This is a genomic window from Nocardioides sp. BGA-UO-ETr-FS32 (assembly GCF_059567905.1).
Genome location: NZ_JCAQOX010000013.1, coordinates 112,633 through 135,127, shown reverse-complemented (window position 1 = coordinate 135,127; position 22,495 = coordinate 112,633). Strand labels below are relative to the sequence as shown.

Annotated in this window: 16 protein-coding genes and 1 other RNA gene; 4 read left to right on the top strand and 13 right to left on the bottom strand. The window is 71.5% G+C overall.

Annotation, left to right across the window (positions count from 1 at the left end; translation table 11 throughout):
- Positions 1–50: 50 nt before the first annotated feature.
- Both AC57BS_RS05720 and AC57BS_RS05715 read left to right on the top strand, forming a co-directional pair.
- Positions 51–2,174 carry a glycosyltransferase gene (locus AC57BS_RS05720; protein ID WP_496410483.1) on the top strand — a complete coding sequence of 708 codons (2,124 nt, stop codon included), beginning with the start codon at positions 51–53 and terminating at the stop codon, positions 2,172–2,174.
- Positions 2,175–2,187: 13 nt separating this feature from the next.
- Positions 2,188–3,474: a nucleotide disphospho-sugar-binding domain-containing protein gene (locus AC57BS_RS05715; RefSeq protein WP_496410482.1), complete on the top strand. Its 1,287-nt coding sequence runs from the start codon at positions 2,188–2,190 to the stop codon at positions 3,472–3,474.
- Between the two features lie 27 nt (positions 3,475–3,501).
- Here AC57BS_RS05715 and AC57BS_RS05710 read toward each other — a convergent pair whose 3' ends face one another.
- The 11 genes from AC57BS_RS05710 to AC57BS_RS05660 form a co-directional block, all read right to left on the bottom strand.
- Positions 3,502–5,598: a multicopper oxidase family protein gene (locus tag AC57BS_RS05710; RefSeq protein WP_496410481.1), complete on the bottom strand. Its 2,097-nt coding sequence runs from the start codon at positions 5,596–5,598 to the stop codon at positions 3,502–3,504.
- Between the two features lie 117 nt (positions 5,599–5,715).
- Positions 5,716–7,803, bottom strand: a complete 2,088-nt coding sequence (locus AC57BS_RS05705; protein WP_496410480.1) for a prolyl oligopeptidase family serine peptidase — start codon at positions 7,801–7,803, stop codon at positions 5,716–5,718.
- Between the two features lie 171 nt (positions 7,804–7,974).
- Positions 7,975–8,345: a transfer-messenger RNA gene (ssrA, locus tag AC57BS_RS05700) on the bottom strand.
- Positions 8,346–8,414: 69 nt separating this feature from the next.
- Positions 8,415–10,229: a hemolysin family protein gene (locus tag AC57BS_RS05695; protein WP_496410479.1), complete on the bottom strand. Its 1,815-nt coding sequence runs from the start codon at positions 10,227–10,229 to the stop codon at positions 8,415–8,417.
- Positions 10,211–11,125 carry an amidohydrolase family protein gene (locus AC57BS_RS05690; RefSeq protein ID WP_496410478.1) on the bottom strand — a complete coding sequence of 305 codons (915 nt, stop codon included), beginning with the start codon at positions 11,123–11,125 and terminating at the stop codon, positions 10,211–10,213. Before AC57BS_RS05690 ends, AC57BS_RS05695 begins: the two co-directional genes overlap by 19 nt.
- A gap of 4 nt (positions 11,126–11,129) precedes the next feature.
- Positions 11,130–11,609, bottom strand: a complete 480-nt coding sequence (gene smpB, locus AC57BS_RS05685) for an SsrA-binding protein SmpB (protein ID WP_135838780.1) — start codon at positions 11,607–11,609, stop codon at positions 11,130–11,132.
- Between the two features lie 58 nt (positions 11,610–11,667).
- Positions 11,668–12,897 (bottom strand): peptidoglycan DD-metalloendopeptidase family protein, encoded by a 1,230-nt coding sequence (locus tag AC57BS_RS05680; protein ID WP_496410477.1) that lies wholly within the window; start codon positions 12,895–12,897, stop codon positions 11,668–11,670.
- Positions 12,898–13,021: 124 nt separating this feature from the next.
- The gene (ftsX, locus tag AC57BS_RS05675) at positions 13,022–13,930 is read right to left on the bottom strand and encodes a permease-like cell division protein FtsX (protein ID WP_496410476.1); all 909 of its coding nucleotides are present in this window, start codon (positions 13,928–13,930) and stop codon (positions 13,022–13,024) included.
- Positions 13,931–13,970: 40 nt separating this feature from the next.
- Positions 13,971–14,660: a cell division ATP-binding protein FtsE gene (gene ftsE, locus AC57BS_RS05670; protein ID WP_129456111.1), complete on the bottom strand. Its 690-nt coding sequence runs from the start codon at positions 14,658–14,660 to the stop codon at positions 13,971–13,973.
- An 89-nt stretch (positions 14,661–14,749) separates the two neighbouring features.
- Entirely contained in the window at positions 14,750–15,865 is a 1,116-nt protein-coding gene (gene prfB / locus AC57BS_RS05665; RefSeq protein ID WP_496410475.1) for a peptide chain release factor 2, read from the bottom strand.
- A 121-nt stretch (positions 15,866–15,986) separates the two neighbouring features.
- Positions 15,987–16,763: a hypothetical protein gene (locus tag AC57BS_RS05660; RefSeq protein ID WP_496410474.1), complete on the bottom strand. Its 777-nt coding sequence runs from the start codon at positions 16,761–16,763 to the stop codon at positions 15,987–15,989.
- Positions 16,764–16,888: 125 nt separating this feature from the next.
- Between AC57BS_RS05660 and AC57BS_RS05655 the strand changes: the two genes are divergently transcribed.
- Positions 16,889–19,432: an ATP-binding protein gene (locus tag AC57BS_RS05655; protein ID WP_496410473.1), complete on the top strand. Its 2,544-nt coding sequence runs from the start codon at positions 16,889–16,891 to the stop codon at positions 19,430–19,432.
- Positions 19,433–19,507: 75 nt separating this feature from the next.
- Positions 19,508–19,759, top strand: coding sequence for a DUF4242 domain-containing protein (locus AC57BS_RS05650; protein ID WP_496410472.1), 252 nt, complete (start codon positions 19,508–19,510; stop codon positions 19,757–19,759).
- A gap of 70 nt (positions 19,760–19,829) precedes the next feature.
- On the opposite strand, the gene AC57BS_RS05645 is transcribed toward AC57BS_RS05650, so the two are convergent.
- The gene (locus AC57BS_RS05645; protein ID WP_496410471.1) at positions 19,830–20,639 is read right to left on the bottom strand and encodes a hypothetical protein; all 810 of its coding nucleotides are present in this window, start codon (positions 20,637–20,639) and stop codon (positions 19,830–19,832) included.
- 129 nt (positions 20,640–20,768) lie between these two features.
- Positions 20,769–22,493, bottom strand: coding sequence for a malto-oligosyltrehalose trehalohydrolase (gene treZ, locus AC57BS_RS05640; RefSeq protein WP_496410470.1), 1,725 nt, complete (start codon positions 22,491–22,493; stop codon positions 20,769–20,771).
- Between the last annotated feature and the right edge of the window lie 2 nt (positions 22,494–22,495).

The window sequence follows — 22,495 nt, the reverse complement described above, 5'->3', positions numbered from 1 at the left end:
GACCAGTCGATCCGGGCCATCCGATGTGGTGCCGGCCCCGAACACGCCGCATGAGCCTGTCTCTTCGGCGCACCCTGGACGAGGTCCAACAGGCACCGTTCGTGGTCGACGTGCTGCGCAGCGGGGACCGCCTCGCGGCCGCCGCCGGCGGCGAGGGCGGACCCGAGCCGGTGCGGCTGCTCGCTGATGTGATCGACGAGCGCGACGAGCTGACCGCGGTGGCGGCCGTGCACGCGCTCGCGCAGGTGTGTGACGACGGGGCCGACGCCGTCCTGGCCGAGCTCCTCTCCCACCCTCGGCCGTTCCTGCGTGAGCACGCGAGCTGGGCGCTCCGGGCGCGGCTCCCCCGCCTCGACGCGGTCGGCAGGCTCGTCGGGGTCGTCGTGGGCGGAGGGTTCTCCGGCATGCTCGCCCAGCGCACGCTCGCCCGATGGGCCGTCGCCGCGCCGCAGCAGGTCGCCCTCTCCATCGAGGACGCGCTCGCGGGGGCGGCCGCTCCCGCGGTCCGCAGCAGGCTGGTCGAGACCCTCGGCCTGGTGCCGGGGCCGATCGCCGGCCGCGCGCTGCGCGAGCTCGCCGTCCAGGACGGCGAGCACCCGACCGTACGCCTGGCTGCCGTCGCCGCCCTGGGTGACCGCCCGGCCGATGACGCCGCGGTGGCGGTGGTCCGGCACCTCGGCGCGGCCGATGGCGACCTGGGGTCCGTCGCCCGGCTCGCCGCCATCGACCTGGGCATCGACCTGGACATCGACTCCGTCGAGCCTGGCGACGCCGGGCCCGGCCTGACCGTCGCCCAGCTCTTCCTGCACGCCGACATCGACCGTGACCTGAGCCGCGCGGGCGCCGGTGACAACGGCGGGGTCGCCACGCTGCTGGTCCGCCTGGGTGACGCACTCGCGGCCGGGTCCCGTGTCGACCGGGTCCTGACCCTGTCCCGCGGCACCCCCGGCGACGCCCTGGAGGCGCTGACCCCGGCCGACGGCCACCTGCTGACCCCGGTGCCCCTGCTCCCCGAGGCCACCTCGACCGCGCAGGCATGGCCCTCGCGGGTCGCGGCGGAACGCGGGATCCGCCGCGTGCTGCGGACGTACCGCCCCGACGTGCTGCACCTGCGGATGGCGGAGGTGGGCAGCCTGGCCGCTGCCGAGGTGGCCCGCGACCTGGGCATCCCGGTGGTGTTCACCCTCGCGCCCGACCCGCACGCCGTGATCCACGCCCTGGACATGACCGGCGGCCTGCACCGGGGCAACTTCGGCACCGAGGACGAGCGCGAGCACTACTGGTTCCGTGCCCGCCTGGTGCAGCGACTGGCTGAGGACTCGGCCCACATCGTGCTCTTCCCCCGCCCCGAGCTTCAGCACGACATGCGCGAGCTGCTCGGCCTGGACGTGGCTGGGGAGCCCGGCCGCTACACCGTGGTGCCGGAGGGCGTCGACCTCGGCGTCAGCGCCGCCGCCGCTGCCGAGGTGGAGCGCCGCGGAGCTCCCGGCCCGGCGCTGGCCGAGCTCGACGCGCTCCTCGCCGCGCTGCCCGAGCACCGCAGGGGGCTGCCGCTGGCGATCAGCGTGGGCCGCCTGCACCGGGTCAAGGGGATGGCGACGCTGGTCGAGGCGTGGGCCGGCGATGCCGAGCTGTCCGAGCGGTGCAACCTGCTGGTCGTCGGCGGCGACCTGGCCGACCCGTCGCCCGACGAGCGGCAGCAGCTGGACCTGATCGACGAGGTGCTGGCGCGGTTCCCCGCGGCCGCCGACGGCCTGGTGATGCCCGGTCACCGTCCCAACGACGTGGTGGCGGTCTGGTTGGCGGCCACGCGGGCAGGCAGGCCGGGCGGCAACGGCCCGGACGGGGTGTACGTGTGCAGCAGCCTCAAGGAGGAGTTCGGCCTGGCGCTGCTCGAGGCCCTGGCCTCCGGGCTGGTGGTGGTGGGGCCGGCAGCCGGCGGACCGGCGACGTACATCGACGACGGGGTGACCGGCGTGCTCGTCGACACCCGCCGGCCGGACGAGGTGGCGCGTGCGATGCGGGCCGCGTTCGACCTCGCCGCCGCACCGGGCCAGGACGAGCGGATCGACCGGGCCGTGGAACGGGTCAGGGCCGACTTCACCGTGCAGGCCATGGCCGACCGGCTGAGCGGGATCTACGCCGGCGCCGTCCGTACGGCGGGCCGCTCGTGACACGGTTGCTCGCATGACCCTGCTGGTGATCAGCCCGGACTACGCCTCGCACCTGCTGCCGCTGGCGACCCTCGCGACGGCCTGGCAGGACGCCGGCGAGCCAGTGGTGGTGGCGACCGGCCCGGCAACCGCCGGCATCGTCGCCGGATTCGGGTTCGAGCGTGCCGACCTGGTGCTGGGCCGGGGGTCGAACCCCGGCGTGATCCGGGCCGAGCAGCAGCCACCCGGCGAGGACGACGCGCTGCGTGGCTTCTTCGACGCCACCCGGCACGGCATGGTGGCGACGCTGCGCTACCAGGCCGAGGCACGTCGCACCGACCTGTTGTGGGAGCCGGTGGACCGGGCCCGGGCCGTCCTCGACGTCGTCGACCGGGTGAAGCCCGACCACGTGATCGTCGACCACCTGGCGTTCAGCGCCCGGATCGCACTGGCGGCGGCCCAGGTCCCGCACGCCGATGTCGTGCTCGGCCACCCGTCCGCGCTCCCCGTCGGCGACGAGGTGTACGGCTACCCGACCGCCTGGCCGGGCGCCTTCACCCCGCCGGAGTCCGAGCTCGCCGCCCTGCACCGGCTGTGCCGCGACGTCCGGGACGCCTTCACCGAGGAGTGGAACGACGCCCTGCGCGTGCTGGCACCCGGTGCCACGCCGTCGGCGGACGCGTTCGCCGAGCACGGCGACCTGCTGATGCTGAACTACCCGGAGTCCCTGCACGACCCGGCCCGTACGGCGATGCTGCCAGCGCACGCGTTCCTCGGCTCTGCCGTACGGGCCGAACCGGCGACCGACGACGTCGAGACCTGGCTCGCGGCCGACGACCGGCCGGTGGTCTACGTCAGCTTCGGCAGCTTCCTCTCGGCACGGGGGGACGTGCTGGCGACGGTGCTGGACGCGCTGCGCCCGCTCGGCCTCCGGGTCGCGGTGGCGACCGGTTCCGCCACCGGCCTGCAGGACGTCCCGCCGGACTGGCTGGTACGTCCCTACCTGCCGCAGGTCGCCCTGCTGGACCGCGCGGCGGTGGCCGTCACGCACGGCGGCAACAACAGCGTGACGGAGGCGCTCACCGCCGGGGTGCCGATGGTGGTGCTGCCGTTCTCCACCGACCAGTTCGCGGGGGCGGCGGCGATCGAGGCCGCGGGTCTGGGAGCAGCCCTCGACCCGAACGCGACCACGTCCGCGGAGCTGACCGCCGCCCTGCGCGGCGTCCTCGACGGCCCCGCCCCGCACCTGGCGCGCGAGCTCGGCGCGGAGCTGCGCCGGGTGCCGGGTCGCGACGTGGCCCGCGCGGCCATGCTCGGCTGAGCCGCCCCACGTCCGCTCGGCTGCCGGTCAGACGTGTCGACCAGCCGGCTGCCCGGGTTGATCGGGCCCGATCTGGTAGGGGCGCATCATCTCGTTGTCCTCGTGCTCGAGGATGTGGCAGTGCCAGACGTAGCGGCCGGCGGTGAGGAACCGAGCCTTCACCCGGGTCACCTCGCCGGGGAAGGCGATCACGGTGTCCTTGACGCCGGCCTCCCAGGCCTCCGGGGCCCGGGGCACGCCCACCAGGCGAGCAGGCGGTTCGGTCTCGCCGTCGTCGTTGGTGACGAGCGCCTGCCGGTCCACCACCTCGAAGGCGACCTCGTGGACGTGGATCGGATGGGCGTCGGCGGTGAAGTTGTAGAACTCCCAGACCTCGGTGCTCCCTAGGGTCGGGTTCTCGGTGACGGGCCCTGCCCACATCTCCTCTCGAGGCATGCCGCTGGCGTCGACCGTGCCCAGCAGGGCCTGCGCCGGGCCGTCCCAGGAGGCCGACATCATCTCGATCAGGGCGAGCTGGCGCGTGGTGCTCGCGGCCGGAAGCGGCGCGATCGCGGGGAGCTGCAGGAACTGCGGCGGGGTCGTGGGGTCGGGCGCCACGGCTGGTACGACCCGGAACTGCATCACCTGGCCGGTGGAGTCGGGGTCAGAGACATCGAAGTCGTCATCCGGCTCGCCGCCGCCGAAGGGTTCGTCCGGGCCGAGGTTGCCGAGGACGTGACTCCCGACCGGCACCTGGGTGAAGTCGACGATGAGGTCGGCCCGCTCGGCCAGTGCCATGAGCAACCGGTTGCCGTGATCGTCCGTGAGGTTCACAGGCGACGGGAGGAAGCCCCCCTCGTTGCCGATCTGCCACACCTCGACCCCGGGGATGCCCGAGAAGTCGAGGATCAGGAACCGTGACTGGCAGCCGTTGAGCACGCGGAAGCGGTAGCGCCGCTGACGGACGGTCATGAACGGCCAGGTGTTGCCGTTGACGATGATCGTGTTGCCGAAGAACTCCGGGTTCCAGATCGGGGACAGGTCCGTGTCCGGGATGAAGCCGGGGTCCTCGGCGGTCGCGCCGTCGAAGAACTCTCGGCTGTCGGGGTAGAACAAGGAGCCGTCGGTGTTGAACGCCCGGTCCTGGATGGCGAGGGCGATCTCGCCGTACTCCTTGCGGGAGGGGAGCTCGTCACCTTCCCTGGGCGCTGGGCCCGGCAGCACCGCGGTCGTCCCGGACCGGCTGTCGAGCACGGCCTTGTCGCCAGAGGGACCGCCGCGGATGAGGTAGAACCCCGCGGGGCCGGCGTACACGTTGGCGCGGGTCATGCCCAGGGCGTGGTCGTGGTACCACTCGGTCCGGGCGCGGTCGGGGTTCGGGTACTGGAAGGTCGCGAATCCCGGACCCCACGTCACCCCGAACCTGGATGCCGCCTTGCCGGCGAAGAAGTCGTACCAGGTGCCGGTCTCGGCGTGGCCCGCGGGGATGTTCTTCGCCGCAGGCAGGTACCAGGCCTCCGGGTAGCCGTCGCTCTCGTCACCCACGGCGACGGCGCCGTGGAGGTGGGTGACCATGGGCACCGGGCCGGTGTAGGGCCGGGGGTCCTCGAGTGAGCTCGGCTGCCCGTCCCGCTCGGCCTCACCGCCGGGCGGGTTGGCCCAGTGCAGCGTCGGGTCGATGGGCAGCAGGTGCGGCAGGTAGTTGCCGTCGGGGTCCACGAGGTCGTTGACCCACTTGACCCGGACCGGTCGGTTCCACTGCGCCTCGATGGTGAGTGAGGGCGCATTGTGGACCCGGAGTCCACGCCCCGAGCGGGCGCTGACGGCGCCGTACCCCCACACCGTGGTCGCGGGCAGGCTCGCCGGGAGGACCTGCTGGGTGAACTGCCTCATCGAGATCTCGTAGTAGTCGACGTTGGCGCCGCCCTGCTGCGTGATGCTCCCGGCACGAGGCATCACCGGCGGGATCAGCAACGCGCTGGCGTACTTGGGGATCCGCGCCGGGTCGAGGGTGCCCCCGGGTATCGCGGCCAGCGCCTTGGTCGCTCCCCCGGGCAGCCTGGCGTAGAGGACGAAGCCCACTCCCGCGCCGGCCGCCGCGATGAACGTACGCCGACCGAGCCTCACCGGATCGCGACCTGGCATCACGACCTCCTTCGTAGCGACTCCCCGCGCCGTCGTCGAGAAGGGCTCACTGCAACGTACGCCGCGCGCCACGCGTCGTCATGCCGCATGCATGGGATGTCCGCACACGAAGGAAGGTCAGGCACGGTAGGGCGCGCCCAATCGGTCGAACAGGAAAGTGAGGTAGGCGGCGACCTCGCCGACCTGTTGGTCCAGTGACTGCCCGATGCCGTGACCCCCGTGCTCCATCCGGAGCAGGATGGGCTGGTCTGACGACGTCGCCGCTTGAAGTCGAGCAGTCATCTTCTTGGCGTCGTGGGGCTGCACGCGCGGGTCGAACTCGCCCGCCGTGAACAGCACGGCCGGGTAGGGCGTGCCGTCCTGCACGTTGTGGTACGGCGAGTATGCGCGCATCGCCCGGAACATCTCCGGGTCGCGTACCGTGCCGAACTCGGTCACGTTGAAGGCTCCGTTGACGCTGAGCTCGCTGCGGAGGGCGTCGAGCACCGGCACCGCGCACACGACGGCAGCTGCCAGGTCGGGTCGCTGGGTGAGCGCCGCTCCCACCAGCAGGCCGCCGTTGGAGCCACCTATCAGGCCCAGCCGGTCGCGGCTCGTCACCCGGGTCTCGACGAGGTGGTCGGCGCAGGCGATGAAGTCGTCGAAGCAGTTCTGCTTGCTGGCGAGCCGCCCGGCGTGGTGCCAGTCCTGGCCATACTCGCCTCCGCCTCGGATGTTCGCTATCGCCAGGACACACCCCTGCTCGAGCCACGGCAGCCAGGACGGATCGAACCACGGCTTGAGCGAGATGGCGTATCCGCCGTACCCGTAGAGGATGGTGGGAGCCGTGCCGTCCCGCGGTGTGCCCTTCTTGGCGAGCAGGTTGACAGGGACCCGGGTCCCATCCTCGGAGGTGGCGAACACCCGCTCGACCTCGACGTCGGTGAAGTGCACCGGTGTGACGGTGTCCAACGCGGTGCGGCGCGGCCGGCGGTCGTGGTCGCCCTGCACCCACCAGTGCCGTGGAGAGACGAACGTCTCCACCGCCCAGCCGGCCTGATCGGTCGCCAGTGCCGTCAGGGCTTCCACCGAGCACACCTGCGGCGAGTCGACGTCCGGCAGCAGGGCGCCGTCGTGGTCGAAGCACCTGATCGCCGACGGTCCACCGTCGATGTCCACCACCCACAGTCGCTCGGCGGTAGCAGCGATCTCCTCGATCGTGACAGGACCAGACGGCACTACGGCGCGCGCCTCGGCAACGCCGGCGTCCTCGGACAGGTCCAGCCGCAGCACCTGACCGTGGGGTGCGTCCTTCACCGACAACAAGAACAACGATGCACCACCGAACGCAGCGCGGATGCACTTGTCGTCGATGTCAGCGACCATCCGCCACGCGGACCCGTCGCCCTGCGAGCGCACGAAGACCTGCCACTCCCCACCGTCGCCCTTCTGCGCCCGGTCCATCACCCATCGTCCGTCGGCCGAGGCCGACAGGAAGTTCTCGGTGATCCTGCTGTCCGCGAACACCCCCGAGAGGTCGCGTTCATCACCGGTGGGGTCGCTTCCCAGGCGGTGGAACCACACGTCCTGGTCGAACCCGAGGTCCTCGTCGGGAACCGAGCCGGGGGCAGGGTGTCGGGTGTACCAGAATCCCTGGGCGTCGTGCCGCCATGCGAGCGAGCCGCCTGCGGTACCGCTGTTCACATGCGGTATCACGGCGTCGGACGGCTCACCCGTCGCCACGTCGTACACGTGGAGCATGCCGTCCTCGGTGCCGTTGGTGGACAACGACACCGCGACGTGGGCCCCGTCCGGGGAGGCGACGTACCAGTCGATCGTGGTGGCACCCGACTCGTCGATCTTGTTCGGATCGACCACGACCCGCTCACCACCCAGGTCGTCGAGCGTCGGCAGCGTCACGAGCAAGGGCTGCTGAAGCGGTGGCTGCGTCTTGAGGGCGAAGTACGACGCACCCCCGCACGTCAGTCGGGCGTACGTCGTCGATCCAACCGTCAAGACCTCTTCGACTCGGCCACGGATGGATTCGTAGAGGGGCATCGACTCGAGGTACTCGCGCGCACGCGAATCCTGTGCAGCCGTCCACGCTCGGGTGCGCTCGGAGCTCTCCTCCAACCATCGGTAGTCCTCTGTGACGTCCTCACCGTGGTAGGTCGTGGTCACCGGGACGCGCGGGGTGTCGATCACCGGCAGAGGTCGTCGGATCATCGTGGGGCCCTCTCCGGTGGGGACTCCCAGACTCCATCGCAGTTGTCTCGGCCGTCTTCGCCCGACTTGGGTAAGGAACCACCTCCGGCTCGATGCGATGCTCCGAAGACAGCACGAGAGCCGCCCCGACGGGTGTCGGAGCGGCTCTCGTTCAAGAGGGCTGTGCGCAGTCAGTGGAGCTGCGGGGAATCGAACCCCGGTCCTCGAGCGCCGAACCAGGTCTTCTCCGGGTGCAGTCAGTGTTGTCGCTTTTCTCGGCCCCGGCGCTCGCACAGACACGTCGCCGACAGGCCCAGTCAGGATTGAGTCCCGGTCACCCCTCCTGACAGAGAGTGACCAGCAAGTCTCCTAGATGAGGCCTGGGTCCGGGACGGAGACGGGTGCCCGGTCAGACCCTTCGATCACTGCTCAGGCAGCGAGAGCGAAGTCGTTGCGATTGGTGTCGGCAACTATGGATTTCCAGCGATCGTTTACGAGATGACGCTGGCTTCTCGACCCGCTTCCCCTGGAACTAGCGTCCCAAGTCGAAACCGATCAGCCCCTCTTGTGTTGTCAAGCAAGCCGGAGCTTGCTCCTCCAGCCTACTGGTCACAACCGACAAGCGGCGAACGCTATTCCTCGTTCGGGTCCGCGTCGGGGTTTGCTGCCGGATCCGCAACCGACGTGGGACGTAGCGGCTCGGCGTGCCACTCACCGTCGTCGAGGCGCCAGACCTGGCTGTCCGCACCCACCTCGAGGCCGCGCGGCAGCGGCGTACGGTCGTAGTCCAGCCCGGCAGCGGTCACGGCCTTGGAGTGGCGCGTCCATGCCGAGCGGTACTCGTGCTCGATCTCCGCCTTCTCCTCGGGTGTCGCGTCGCGAGGGGTGACCATCAGCTCGGAGGGCGCCTCCGGCTCGGCCCGCTCGACCTCCCCGGCCGGGGTGATCGCGAACATCCGCTCGTTGGTCATCCGGTGTCCTGCCCGCACGAGCAGCGTCTCGTCGTCGCGCCAGCGGAACCGTACGGACCACCCGTGCCCCGTCATGGCCCCGTCGCGGTGGCCCGCGACCGCCGCGTCGGGGAGGAAGAGGCCCCACGTCGAGAAGTAGTCGGCGAAAGCGGCCTGCTGCGCAGTCGGCCCCGCATCGGCCCCGTCCTCGTCGGCAGGGTCGTCAGCCGCGGCGGTCGCCTCGTGGAGACGTACGCGGGTGATGCGGTGGCCGTCGAGCCCGACCACCTCGAGGGGGCGGTCCTCGACCATGACCCGGTCCCCGAGCTCGGCCATCCGGGCGAGGCGGTGCAGGACGTAGCCCGCGACCGTCTCGTAGGGCCCGTCGTCGAGCTCGACGCCGGTGCGCTCGCCGAACTCCTCGATCGTCACCCCGGCGTCGACGGTCGTCGGGTCGGCCGACGCGGCGATCTCGGCGTCCCTGTCGTACTCGTCGTGGATCTCGCCGACCAGCTCCTCCATCAGGTCCTCGAGCGTGACGATGCCGTCGGTGCCGCCGTACTCGTCGACGACCAGCGCGATGTGCGCGCCGAGGCTGCGCAGCTGGTCGATCGAGGGCAGCACCCGGTTGGTGCGCGGGAGCACGGGCAGGTCGCGGGTGATGTCGGCGACGGTCGTGGACCGGTCGTCGGCGCGGCCCAGCACGTCGCGCAGGTGCAGGTAGCCGAGGATCTCGTCGAACGACTCGCCGGTCACCGGGTAGCGGGTGTAGGGCTGGTCGACGATGACGGCCACAGCCTCCGCTAGGGTGAGGTCGCCGCTCAGGAAGACGACGTCACCGCGGGGCTTCATCACCTCGCTCAGCGACCGGTCGCCCGCCTCGAAGACGTCGTCGACGAGCCGGCGCTCGCCCTCCGGGATGTCCTCGTGGCCCGAGATCATCATCCGCAGCTCCTCCTCGTCGACCTCGTCGTTGGCGGCGTCGGGGTTGCCGCCCAGCAGGCGGACGAGGAGGTTGGTGGAGAGCGAGAGCAGCCAGATGACCGGGGTCATGACGCGTGCGAACTGCCCCAGCGGGGGGGCGAACAGCTTGGCGACGCCCACCGACCGCTGGAGCGCGAGCCGCTTGGGCACGAGCTCGCCGAGGACGAGGGAGAGGTACGACACGACGAGGGTCGTCGCGACCAGGGAGACCGTCTCGGGGGCCGGGGCGCCGAGGCCCTCGAACACCGGGGCGAAGGACGGCGCCAGCGTCGAGGCGCCGAACGCGGCCGAGAAGAAGCCCGCCACCGTGACGCCGATCTGCACCGCGGAGAGGAACCGGTTGGGGTCCCGGGCCAGCGAGGCGACCGCGTGCCCGCGACCCCCCTGGGTCTCGAGCCGGTCGACCTGGCCGGAGCGCAGCGAGACGAGCGCGATCTCCGTCGCCGCGAACACCCCGCCCACCAGGATGAACGCGAGGACAAGGAGGACGTCGATCAGGGTGCCGGCTTCCACGGGCGACAACCTACCGACCCGGACCTACCGGGGGTCAGCAGCGCAGCGGGGTTCGACCAGCAGACCGCCCGCAGCCACTCCTCCCCCAGGTCGAGCCGCTCGAGCGCCTCGAGCTGCACGGCGTAGGGGTAGGGGATGTTGGGGAAGTCGCTGCCGAGGTGGACCTTCCCGGCCAGCCCGAGGTCGCGCAGTCGCGGCAGGAGCTCGTCGGGGTAGGCCCCGCCCATCTCCTCGAAGAACGGCGTGAACGCCATCGTCGTGTCGAGCCCGACCCCTTCGTACGCCTCGGCGAGCCGGAGGAACTCGGCGTACTCCGGCGCACCGGCGTGCGCGATGACCAGCCGCAGCCGCGGGTGCCGGGCGAGCAGCTCGCCGACGGGCCCCGGGCCCGTGTGCTCGGTCGCCACTGGGCCGCTGCCTGCGTGCAGGACCACGGGCGTGCCGGCGTCGGCCACCACTCCCCACGCCTCGTCGAGCAGCGGGTCCGTCACGTCGAACGCGCCGACCTGGACGTGTACCTTCCAGACCTGCACCGTCTCGCTGCGCGTCGAGACGTACGCCGCGACGCCGCGCTCGGGGAAGAAGGTGCCGCAGACCGCCGCCTCCGGCACCCGCGCGGCGAAGCCGGCTGCCCAGTCGTTGAGGAACTCGGCCATGTCGGGCTTGTGGGCGTAGGGCAGCGCGGTGAAGCGGCGTACGCCGAAGGAGCGCAGCGTCTCGACCAGGACGTCGTCGGGGTCGCGGTAGTGCAGGGGCCAGGGCCGGCCGATGAGCGGGCCGGCCGCGTCGAACTGGGCGCGGACCTTGGCCATCACCCGCGGCGGCAGGAAGTGGGTGTGCAGGTCGACGAGGCCGGGGATCCCGAGGTCCTCGGCGAAGGCGACGGGATCCTTCACCTGCTCAATCCCGGTGGCCCTTGAGCCGGCGCTGGACGGCCTCGACCTTCTCGCGGTTGGCCGTGCGCTCGGCGAGCGTGTGGCGCTTGTCGTAGGACTTCTTGCCCTTCGCCAGCGCGATCTCGACCTTGGCGCGGCCGTCCTTGAAGTAGAGCGAGAGCGGGACGATCGTGTAGCCCTTGTCGGTGATCTTGCGCTCGATCTTGTCGATCTCGGAGCGGTTGAGCAGCAGCTTGCGGCGCCGGCGCGCGGAGTGGTTGGTCCACGTGCCCTGGCTGTACTCGGGGATGTGCACGCCGAGCAGCCACGCCTCGCCGTTGTCGATCTCGGCGAACCCGTCCACGAGGGACGCGCGGCCCTGCCGCAGCGACTTCACCTCGGTGCCCATCAGGACCAGCCCGGCCTCCCAGGTGTCCTCGATGTGGTAGTCGTGGCGCGCCTTCTTGTTCTGCGCGACCATCTTCTGGCCCTGCTCCTTCGCCATCCCACCATCCTCTCAGGCGGGCCCAGCGCGGTGCACGGAGGTTTCGAGGCTCGCTGCGTCAGAGCCAGTTCATCGGGTCGACGGCCTGGCCGTTGGCCATCACGGTGAAGTGCAGGTGGCAGCCGGTGGACCAGCCGGTGCTGCCCTCGAAGCCGATGACCTGGCCCTCAGCGACGCGCGCGCCCACCCCGACGTTGTAGCCGCTCGCGTGGTTGTAGATCGTCGCGACGCCCTTGCCGCCGAGGACGCCGTGGTCGATGACGAGACGGTGGCCGTAGACCCCGCTGTAGTAGGACGACACGACCCGGCCGGGCGCGGCCGCGCGGAGCGGGGTGCCGCAGCCGCCGCCGAAGTCGACGCCGTCGTGCAGGCCCCAGTAGCGGTAGATCGGGTGCGTGCGGTAGCCGAACGGCGAGGTGACGTAGCCGTCGACGGGGTAGGCGAGCAGGCCGGGGGTCGGCGTACCGGCCTGCGCCCGGGCCTGGGCCCGCTGCCGGCGCAGCGCGGCGAGGGCACGCTTGCGCAGCATCTCCTCGATCCGCTGCTGCTCCCGCTCGAGCTTGCGGAGCTTGGCGAGGTCCTTGGCGCGGGCCTCGCTCGCGCCCACGCGGGCGTCGCGGCGCTCGAGGACGAGCGAGACGACGGAGTCCTTGGCCTCCTGCTGCTCGGCCTCGAGCTCCTGCATCAGCACGAGGTGCTCTGCCGCGGCCTCGCGCTTGGCCGCGACCGCGTCGCGGGCCTCGGCCACCTGGTCCTCCCGGACCTGGAGCAGCACCTCGGAGGCCTTCAGCTCGTCGTACTCGCGCGCCTCCTGCCCGACGACCACGTCCCGTACGCCGTCGCGGCGGGTCAGCTCCTCGGCGGACTCGGCCCCGAGGAGCGAGGCGAAGGCGATCAGCTCGGGGTCGCCCTCCGAGTACATGTCGGCCACCGTCCGGGCGACCTTCTCGCGCTGGGAGTCCCGGTCGACCCGCCCCTGCGCGAGGGCTGCCTCGGCCTCGGCGAGCTCCTGCTCGGCGGACGCGAGCTCGGCCTGCATCTGGGCGTCGCGCTCCTGCGCGACCTCGACCTTGCCGCGCGCGGTGGCGAGCCGGGTCTTGGCGACGGAGAGCTGCTGCTGGGCGGCGTCGAGGCGTGCGCTGGCCTTGCGCAATTGGGCACTGGACTCGTCGAGGTCCTGGTTGGCGCCCTTGAGCTGGCGCTCGACCTTGTTCTTCTTGTCCTTGAGGTCATCGGCATGTGCTGCGGACACGCCCAGTGCCATGACCGCGACGAGAGCTGCGGCCATGCGGCGGTGAGCGGTACGGGGGAAGTGACGCACCGGGGGAAGCCTTTGCGTTGGGGAAGCGGGGAAGGAGCGCCTCCCCGGACGCGTGGCCAGGAGGAGACGCGACGACGCTAACCCGCCGGGATCACACTTTGAGGTATTTGCGTGTCAGCACGAGTGTCGGGAGCAGGGTCAGCACCGGACCCAGGATCGCGACGGCGCCGAGGGCCACCCTGAACTCGGGCCACCCGATCCACGGGACGAAGCGCAGGTTGGTCGCCAGGTCGCCGATCGCGAACTGCAGGAAGGCCGCCAGCGCTCCCCCCGCCAACGCCACGCTGATGAGGGCGGTGACGAGCGCCTCGAGGAGGAACGGCAGCGCGATGTAGAGCGTGGAGGCGCCGACGAGCCGCATGATCCCGATCTCCTTGCGGCGCGCGAAGGCCGCGAGGCGGATCGTGTTGGCGACCAGCAGGAGCGCGGCCAGCACGAGCAGGCCGGCGGTGCCGAGGGCGTACGTGCGCATCTTGGTGATCGTGGTGAGGATGGGTCCGACCTGCTCGCGCAGGTCGCGGACGCGGGAGACGCCGTCGAGGCCCTGCACGGCGCTGGTGATGCCCTCGTACTCCTCGGGGTCCTCGAGCGTGATCCAGATCGTCTGCGGCATGTCCTCGGCGGTCAGCGCCGGGTTGTCGCCGGAGAACAGCTCCTCGCCGTAGAGCTCCTTGGCCTTCTCCAGGGCCACCTCGCCGGACTCGAAGCGATGGCTCGCGACCTCGGGGTTCTCCTCGACGACCGCCTCGATCTCGGCCTTCTGCGCGTCGGTCACCGGGTTGGGGCACACCGGGTTGGAGTCGTTGAGCCGGCACAGGTAGACGGTGATCTGGAGCTGGTTGCCGAAGTGGTCGGCCGCGCGCGTGGCCTGCTGCTGGAACATCAGGCCGATGCCGACGAGCGTCAGCGAGACGACGAGCGTGAGGATCACCGCCAGGTGCATCGTCAGGTTGCGTCGCAGGCCCTGGCCGAGCTCGGAGTAGACGTAGCGCAGCTGCATGGAGGAGGGGTCTCGATTCGTTCGGGGGTGCGGATCGGGGTCAGTTCTGGTGGCCGTAGACGCCCTGCGCCTGGTCGCGCACGACGTGGCCGTTCTCGAGCTCGATGACGCGCTTGCGCATCTGGTCGACGATGCCGGAGTCGTGGGTGGCCATCACCACGGTCGTGCCGGTGCGGTTGATGCGGTCGAGGAGCTTCATGATCCCGACCGAGGTGGTCGGGTCGAGGTTGCCGGTGGGCTCGTCGGCGATGAGGATCATCGGCCGGTTGACGAAGGCGCGCGCCACGGCGACGCGCTGCTGCTCGCCGCCGGAGAGCTCGTCGGGCATCCGGTCGCCCTTGCCGCTGAGCCCGACCATCTCGAGCGTCTCGGGGACGAGGTCCTTGATCTCCTTGCGCGACTTGCCGATCACCTGGAGCGCGAAGGCGACGTTCTCGGTGACGGTCTTGTTGGGCAGCAGGCGGAAGTCCTGGAAGACGGTGCCGATGTCGCGACGCAGCCGCGGCACCTTCCAGCTCGCGAGGCGGTTGATCTCCTTGCCGGCGACGTAGACCCGACCCGACGTGGGGCGGTACTCGCGGAGCACGAGGCGCAGGAAGGTGGACTTGCCCGAGCCCGAGGAGCCCACGAGGAAGACGAACTCCCCCTTCTCCACGTCGACCGAGATGTTGTCGAGCGCCGGGTGGGGGTGCCCCGGGTAGCTCTTGGTCACCTTCTCGAAGCGAATCACGGCGTCGAGGCTACGTGAGGGGTGGCCGCGATCGGGGAATCGCCGCCGCCCCGCAACCCCTGGGACGGGCGGGCGCGTTGACCGACGCGTCAGGCGTCGACCTTCTCGGCTCCCCGGCGCCAGCGGATGCCGGCCTCCATGAAGTCGTCGAGGTCGCCGTCGAACACGGCGCTGGGGTTGCCGGACTCGTGACCGGTCCGCAGGTCCTTGACGATCTGGTAGGGGTTGAGGACGTAGTTGCGCATCTGGTCGCCCCAGCTGGCGGCGACGTCGCCCTTGAGGTCCTTCTTGAGCGCGGCTTCCTCTTCCTTCTTCTTCGCCAGCAGCTTGGCCTTGAGCACGACCATCGCCGACGCCTTGTTCTGCAGCTGCGACTTCTCGTTCTGGCAGGACACGACGATGCCGGTCGGGATGTGCGTGAGGCGGACCGCCGAGTCGGTCGTGTTGACCGACTGGCCGCCGGGACCGCCGGAGCGGAACACGTCGGTGCGGATGTCGTTCTCGTCGACCTCGATCTCGTCGGTCTGCTCGAGCATGGGCACCACCTCGACGGCGGCGAACGACGTCTGGCGCCGGCCCTGGTTGTCGAACGGGCTGATCCGCACCAGGCGGTGGGTCCCGGCCTCCACCGAGAGCGTGCCGTAGGCATAGGGTGCGTGGATCGCGAACTCGGCGGACTTGATGCCCGCCTCCTCGGCGTAGGACACCTCGTAGACCTCGACGCCGTACTTGTGCTGCTCGGCCCAGCGCGTGTACATCCGCATCAGCATCTCGGCGAAGTCGGCGGCGTCGACGCCACCGGCGCCGGAGCGGATCGACACGATGGCCTCGCGCTCGTCGTACTCGCCGGAGAGCAGGGTGCGGATCTCGAGCGACTCCACGGACTTCTTGATGCGGGCGAGCTCGCGCTCGGAGTCGGCGAGCGAGTCGGCGTCGCCCTCGTCCTGCGCCATCTCGACCATCAGGCCGAGGTCCTCGATGCGGGACTCGAGGCCGGTGAAGCGGTCCATCTCGCCCTGGAGGGCGGACAGCCGGCCGGTGATGCGGGTCGCGCTGGCGACGTCGTCCCAGAGGTCCGGGGCGGCGACCTGCTCGCCCAGGTCGGCGATCTCGTCGCGCATCTTGTCGAGGTCGAGGACCTGACCGATGGTCTTCATGGTCGCCTGGAGCTGCTTGATCTCTTGGTCGAAGTCGATGCCTGCCACAAGGAGCAACAGTACGGCTCGCGCGGGAAAGGTGTCGAAAGAGCGGGCACGGCAGCAGCGGCGAGCACTCCCGGGGGCCTGTAACCCCGGTCGTGCCCGCCGCTGCCGGACTGGGTGCGCGTCAGCGCGTGCAGAGCACCTCCGGCGTGGCCACCGCGGCGACGGCGGCGGGCGTGGCGGTGGTGGAGAGGTCGAGCTTGAGGCGGAAGACGTCGGTCACGTCGAGGACCTCGTCCGCGACGATCGTGCCGACCGCGAGCGGGTGCGCGGCGAGCACGGCACCGTCGGCGGTCACCGTGACGGCACCGCTGGAGCCGGTGGCCGAGCTGTCGGTGAGGGCGTACGTCGCCCGCAGGTCGGTGCACTTGCGGCCGAGCGTGTACTCGATCGACGACGGCGTGCCGGACGTGGTGGTCGCGAGGCTCGAGGGGTAGGCCTCGGCGCCGATGTAGACGTATGCCGGTTCGAGGTTCACGCTCGGGCCGGCAGGCCGGTTGATGAGCTTCTCCCAGCGGTAGACCTGCACCTCGACGGGCTTGCTGAAGCCCTTCTTGATGCCGTTGCTGCCCGGCTTGAGCACGCGGTACTCGCGCGCCCCCGGCGTCGACGGCTTGTCCTTGAGGACGTACGTGCCGTTGCTCTTGACCTTCGTCTTGCCGGTGACCTTCCACGTCTTCTTGTTGCCGACACGCTGCTGGAGGACGACCTTCTCGCCGGCGGCCTTGGGCGTGACGCGGCCGCGGACCTTGACCGTGTCCTCCTTGGCGACGGCGACGTCCAGGTTGGCCTTGGCGGTGACCTTGTAGGCGCGCGCGGGGGCGGCCTGGGTCGGCGCGGTGAGCGCCAGCGAGCCGGCGGCGAGGGCCACGGTCGCGGCGAGTGCGGTGATGCGGTTCATGGGTTCTTCCCCGTCGTGTGGGCCCTGGTGCGGGCCGTTCACATGGGAGACGGCACCGAGTGCAAGAAAGTTGTGACGGGTTGCGGACCTTCTCCGGCCGCCCCGGGTGGACCTAGCATCGGCCCATGACGCTCCTGGAGCGCGACGAGCAGCTGCGCGCTGCGGGCGGTTACCTCGCCGATGCGGCCGCTGGCCACGGTCGTCTCGTCTTCGTCGGCGGCGAGGCCGGCGTCGGCAAGACCGCATTCGTCGAGGAGCTGGCTGCCGGCGCGGACGCACTCGTCGCGACGGGGTGGTGCGACGGGTCCGCGACGCCACCACCGCTCGGGCCGCTCGTCGACATGCTCGCGGACCTGCCGGCCGGCACCTGGCCCGAGGACGCTTCCCGCTCCCAGGTGTTCGCCAACGTCCTGGGGGCGCTGCGGCGCCCGCCCGGCGGCACGCCGTACCTCCTGGTCATCGAGGACGCGCACTGGGCGGACGAAGCGACCCTCGACCTGGTCCGTCACCTCGCCCGTCGGGTCCACGGCTGCTCCACGCTCGTCGTGGTGACCTACCGGCCGGAGGACACCGTCCCCGGCGACGGGCTTCGAGTTCTCCTCGGCGACACCGCGTCGGCCACGGGCACCCGGAGGATCGACCTGTCCCCGCTCACCGTCGAGGGGGTCGCCCGGCTGGCCGCTGAGCGCGGGGTCGAGGACGTCGCCGACCTGCATGCCGTGACGGGGGGAAACCCCTTCTTCGTGACCGAGGTGCTCGCGTCATCCGGTCTCCCGCAGACGGTGCGCGATGCGGTGCTCGCCCGGGTGGCCCGGCTCGGCGAGGACGGACAGCGGGCGCTCGAGCTGGTGGCGCTAGCCGGTTCTCGCGCGGAGGCCGACCTGGTCGCGGGCCTCCTGCGTGGCGGTCTGACTGCGCTCGACGAGCCGCTCAGGCGCGGCCTGCTCCGACGCTCCGGCGACGACGTGCTCTTCCGCCACGAGCTCGCCCGCCTCGCGGTCGTCGGCGAGGTCCCGGCCGGTCGCGCGGTGCACCTGCACCGCCGGCTCCTGGCCGCCCTCACCGAGCGCGGCGCCGACCCCTCCCGGCTCGCCCACCACGCCGAGGCCTCCGGGGACGGAGCAGCCGTGCTCGTCCATGCCCGGGCAGCGGCCGCGGGCGCAGCTGTTCTCGGCGCCCACCGTGAGGCGTCCAGCCAGTACGAGCGCGCGCTGCGCCACGCCGGCGACCTGCCGGCCGGCGAGCGGGCCCAGCTGCTGTGGGACCTCGGCTACGAGTACTACCTGACCAACCGGATCGGGGAGTCGATCGAGGCCGTCGGGCGCGCGCGTGAGCTGTGGGACGGGCTCGGCGAGGCGTTGCGCGTCGGCGACGCGTGGCGGTGCGGGTCGCGGCTGCACTGGTTCGCGGGCCGCAACGACGAGGCCCGGGCCTATGCAGACCGCGCCGTCGAGCTGCTCGAGGGCACCGGCTCGGTCGAGCAGGCGATGGCACTCAGCAACCGCGCCGGACTCTCGATGCTGGAGACCCGGCTCGCTCCCACCCGCGACTGGGGCGCGCGGACCCTCGCCGTGCTCGATGCGCTGCCGGCGAGCCGTGGTCACGCTGAGGTCCGCGTGCACGCGCTCAACAACCTCGGCACCATCGAGGTCGCCGCCGGCGACTTCGACGCCGGTCTTCGGATGCTGGAGGAGTCGCTCGTCGGTGCGCGGGCCGCGAACCTCCAGGAGCACGCGGCCCGCGCCTACTGCAACCTCGGCTCCAGTGCGGTGGTCCAGCGGCGGCACGCCGACGCCGAGCGCTGGCTGGACGAGGGCATCACCTACTGCACCGACCGCGACCTCGACTCCTGGACGAGCTATCTCCTCGCCCTGCGCTCGCGCTTCCACCTCGACCGTGGCGAGGAGGCGAGGGCACGCGCCGACGCGGCCGAGGTGATGCGCGGCGGTGCCAGCGCGGTCGGGTTCCTCGAGCCGCTGCTCGTCGTCGCACTCCTCGACGTCCGCACCGGCACCGGGTCCGCGGACGACGCGTTCGCCCGGGCGATCGAGCTGTCCGAGGCGATGAACGAGGCCCAGCGGGTCGGGCCGACGGCGTCGGCGAGGAGCGAGGCGGCCTGGATCGCCGGCGACGACGCCGCCAGCGCCCGCATCGCCACCGAGGCCTGGCCGCACGTGGTCGACGTGGACTGCCCGTGGCATCGCGGCGAGGTCGCCACCTGGCTCCCCGCCGACGTCGACGCCGGCACTCCGCTCGCCCTGCCCTACGCGCTCGAGCGGGCGCACCGCTGGGCCGACGCCGCGGCGTACTGGGCCAGCGTCTCCTCTCCGTTCGAGCAAGGGCTCGCGCTGGCCCGCAGCGGGGACGCCCAGCTGCTCACCGAGGCGGTCGGGATCTTCGACCGGCTCGGCACCACGGCTGCGGGCGCGCGGGCGAGGGCGACCCTGCAGGCGATGGGGGCCCGCGTGCCACGTGCCACGCGGGCGAGCAGCCACCCGTACGGCCTGACCCCGCGTGAGCAGGAGGTGCTCGAGCTCGTCGTGCGTGGGCTCAGCGACGCGGCCGTCGCGGAGACGCTGGTCATCTCGCGACGCACCGCCGAGCACCACGTGGCCGCCATCCTGGCCAAGGCCGGAGTAGGTAGTCGGCACGAGCTCAGACCTGGGTAGCCACTACCGATGAGCTTCGACACCTGCGAGGCGTCCACTGGAGAGGTCAGCACGACTCTTCGAAAGGAACCCGCCATGCCTCTCTTCATGGACGTCCACACCCTCGGCGACGGCGTCACGATGGACGACGTCGCCAAGGCCCACCAGGCCGACCTCGCCACCCAGGGCGCGCACGACGTCAGCTACCAGCGCTACTGGGTCGACGAGGCGGAGGGCCAGATCTTCTGCCTCGTCGAGGCACCCACGGCGGAGGCCGCCCACACGGTGCACCGCGAGGCGCACGGACTCGTCGCCGACCGGATCTACCAGGTGCAGGAAGGCGTCTGAGCGATCGTGGGCGGTCGGGCATGAGTTGTCGGCGGATCCCCGAGGATCCGCCGACTGGAGCTCCGACGCCTCACGGCAGGTAGAGCACCTCGGGGGTGCCGACGGCGGCCCGGCCGGCCGGCGAGGCCGTCGCGCTCATGTCGAACCGGACTCGGAAGGCATCGGTGAGGTCGACGACGTGGTCCTTGGTGATGGCGCCCGTCGTCAGTGCGTGGGTCACCACACGCACCCCGTCGACCAGGACCGTGACGGAGCCAGAGGCGCCGGTGGCGGAGTCGTCGGTCAGCGCGTAGGTCGCGCGCAGGGCGCGCACCTTCCTGCCGAGGGTGTACTCGACGTAGCCCGGCGTGCCTGCCGTACGCAGCAGGACGCTGTTGTCGTAGGGCTCGGTGCCGAAGGTGGTGTCGTAGCCGAGGGAGACGCCCGAGTTGGCACCGGCGGGCCACCAGGTCAGGGGCGTCCAGCCCCACACCTCGAGCCGGAGCTCGCGGCTCGTGCCGGCCTTCATCCCGTCCGATGCCGGCTTCACGACGCGGTAGTACCGCACGCCCGCCTTGCTGGGCTCGTCCTTCAGCACGAACCTGCCGCTGGGCTTGATCGTGGCGGTGCCGGACTTCCTCCAGCGCTTCGACGCCTCGGGGCGCTGCTGCAGGATGACCTTCTGGCCGGCCGCCCGGGGCCTGACCTTGCCGGTGATGCGGACGGTGTCCTCCCCGGCGATCACCTCGGACTTGTCGATCCTCGCGACGACCTGGTAGGCCGGAGCGGCGGACCGGCGGGCCCCGACGTCCGGGGCGGGTGAGGCAGTGGCGATCGGCGTCAGCGACGCCAGCACCACGGCGGCGGCCGCGGCGCATGCGACGCGGGCGATGCGATTCATGACGAGCTCCCTTCTGGTGCGCGCCACAGCGGGTCCGCGACGCGCTCGTGCTGCATCACCAGCCTCTGCCGCCGCGGCTCGTCCGTGATGGGCCGTAGTGCCCGACCTCTCCGGGAACTTCGTCGTGGGTCAGCGCAGGAGCGCGCCGGCGTGGGCCGGCACCGACGCGGTCCCACCCCGTACGCCGACTCCCGCCGGCGTCTCGAACAACACCTCGCGGTCACCGACCTGCACCTCCGCGGGCGCCTCACCGGTGTTGACCACGACCAGCAGGTCGCCGCGCCGCATGGTGAGGACCCGGCCCTCGACGGTGCAGGAGACCGACCCGAACGACGGGTCGGTGAGCTGCGGCAGCTCACGGCGCAGCCGGCCGAGCCGGCGGTAGCAGTCGAGCACGACCGCGTGCCGCCCCTCGGACCGCTCGTCCCAGTCGAGCCTCGAGCGGCGGAAGGTGTCGGGGTCCTGCGGGTCGAGGACCTCGGCGGGGTCCCAGCCCATCTTCTCGAACTCCGCGATCCGACCCTCGGCCGTCGCCCTCCCGAGCTCGGGCTCGGGGTGCGAGGTGAAGAACGCGAACGGCGTCGAGGCCGCCCACTCCTCCCCCATGAAGAGCATCGGCGTGAACGGCCCGGCCAGGGTGAGCAGCGCGGCGCAGGCGAGCTGGTCGTCATCGAGGTGCTCGGCGAGCCGGTCGCCGCGGGCACGGTTGCCGACCTGGTCGTGGTTCTGGTTGGCGACGACGAGCCGCCACGTCGGCATGTGCGCGGTGTCGACCGGCTTGCCGTGGTCGCGGTCGCGGAACGAGGAGAAGGTCCCGTCGTGGAAGAAGCCCTTCTCGCACGCCTTGGCCAGCGCCTCGAGCGGCTCGAAGTCCGCGTAGTAGCCGGTCGTCTCGCCGCTCAGCGCGACGTGCACGGCGTGGTGGAAGTCGTCGCTCCACTGGGCGTCCAGTCCGTACCCGCCGGCCTCGCGCGGGCGTACGAGCGTGGTGTCGTTGAGGTCGGACTCGGCGACGAGGGTGAGCGGGCGGCGCAGGTGGGCCGACAGGGCGGCCGTCTCGATCGCCATCTCCTCGAGGAGGTGCACCTCGGAGGTGTCGCTGAGCGCGTGCACCGCGTCGAGGCGCAGGGCGTCGACGTGGAAGTCCTCGAACCACATCCGCACGTTGTCGAGGATGTAGCGGCGCACCTCGGCCGATCCCTCGCCGTCGAGGTTGACCAGGTCGCCCCAGGTGTTGCGGCCTGCCTTGAGGTAGGGCCCGAACAGCGGGAGGTAGTTGCCCGAGGGGCCGAGGTGGTTGTGCACGACGTCCTGCACGACCCCGAGGCCCGTGGCGTGGCACGCGTCGACGAAACGGCGGTAGGCGTCCGGGCCGCCGTACGGCTCGGCGACGGCGAACCAGGCGACGCCGTCGTAGCCCCAGTTGTGCGTGCCGTTGAAGGCGTTGACCGGCATCACCTCGACGAGGTCGACGCCGAGCTCGACGAGGTCGTCGAGACGGTCGATCGCGGAGTCGAGGGTGCCCTCGGGCGTGAACGTGCCGACGTGCAGCTCGTAGACCACCGACCCGGCCAGCTGGCGACCGGTCCACGCGACGTCGCCCCACTCGTACGCAGTGGTGTCGCGCCGCGAGAGCCCGTGCACGCCGTCGGGCTGGCGGCGTGAGCGGGGGTCGGGGCGCGGGTCGGGGTCGTCGTCGAGGAGGTAGCCGTAGTCGACCGACCCGTCCGCGGGCACCGTCCCGGCGGGAGTCCACCAGTCGTCGTCGCCGCGGACCATCTCGACGACCTCGCCGCCGAGCTGCAGGCGGACGCGCTGCGGCCGCGGGGCCCAGACGTCGTAGGGACCACGCATCT

What these genes read in the sequence shown, in the direction of transcription:
- AC57BS_RS05720 (WP_496410483.1), top strand. Translation starts at nt 51, where the DNA reads ATGAGCCTGTCTCTTCGGCGCACCCTGGACGAGGTCCAACAGGCACCG.
- AC57BS_RS05715 (WP_496410482.1), top strand. Translation starts at nt 2,188, where the DNA reads ATGACCCTGCTGGTGATCAGCCCGGACTACGCCTCGCACCTGCTGCCG.
- AC57BS_RS05710 (WP_496410481.1), bottom strand. Translation starts at nt 5,598, where the DNA reads ATGCCAGGTCGCGATCCGGTGAGGCTCGGTCGGCGTACGTTCATCGCG.
- AC57BS_RS05705 (WP_496410480.1), bottom strand. Translation starts at nt 7,803, where the DNA reads ATGATCCGACGACCTCTGCCGGTGATCGACACCCCGCGCGTCCCGGTG.
- smpB (WP_135838780.1), bottom strand. Translation starts at nt 11,609, where the DNA reads ATGGCGAAGGAGCAGGGCCAGAAGATGGTCGCGCAGAACAAGAAGGCG.
- AC57BS_RS05680 (WP_496410477.1), bottom strand. Translation starts at nt 12,897, where the DNA reads ATGGCCGCAGCTCTCGTCGCGGTCATGGCACTGGGCGTGTCCGCAGCA.
- ftsX (WP_496410476.1), bottom strand. Translation starts at nt 13,930, where the DNA reads ATGCAGCTGCGCTACGTCTACTCCGAGCTCGGCCAGGGCCTGCGACGC.
- AC57BS_RS05660 (WP_496410474.1), bottom strand. Translation starts at nt 16,763, where the DNA reads ATGAACCGCATCACCGCACTCGCCGCGACCGTGGCCCTCGCCGCCGGC.
- AC57BS_RS05655 (WP_496410473.1), top strand. Translation starts at nt 16,889, where the DNA reads ATGACGCTCCTGGAGCGCGACGAGCAGCTGCGCGCTGCGGGCGGTTAC.
- AC57BS_RS05650 (WP_496410472.1), top strand. Translation starts at nt 19,508, where the DNA reads ATGCCTCTCTTCATGGACGTCCACACCCTCGGCGACGGCGTCACGATG.
- AC57BS_RS05645 (WP_496410471.1), bottom strand. Translation starts at nt 20,639, where the DNA reads ATGAATCGCATCGCCCGCGTCGCATGCGCCGCGGCCGCCGCCGTGGTG.
- treZ (WP_496410470.1), bottom strand. Translation starts at nt 22,493, where the DNA reads ATGCGTGGTCCCTACGACGTCTGGGCCCCGCGGCCGCAGCGCGTCCGC.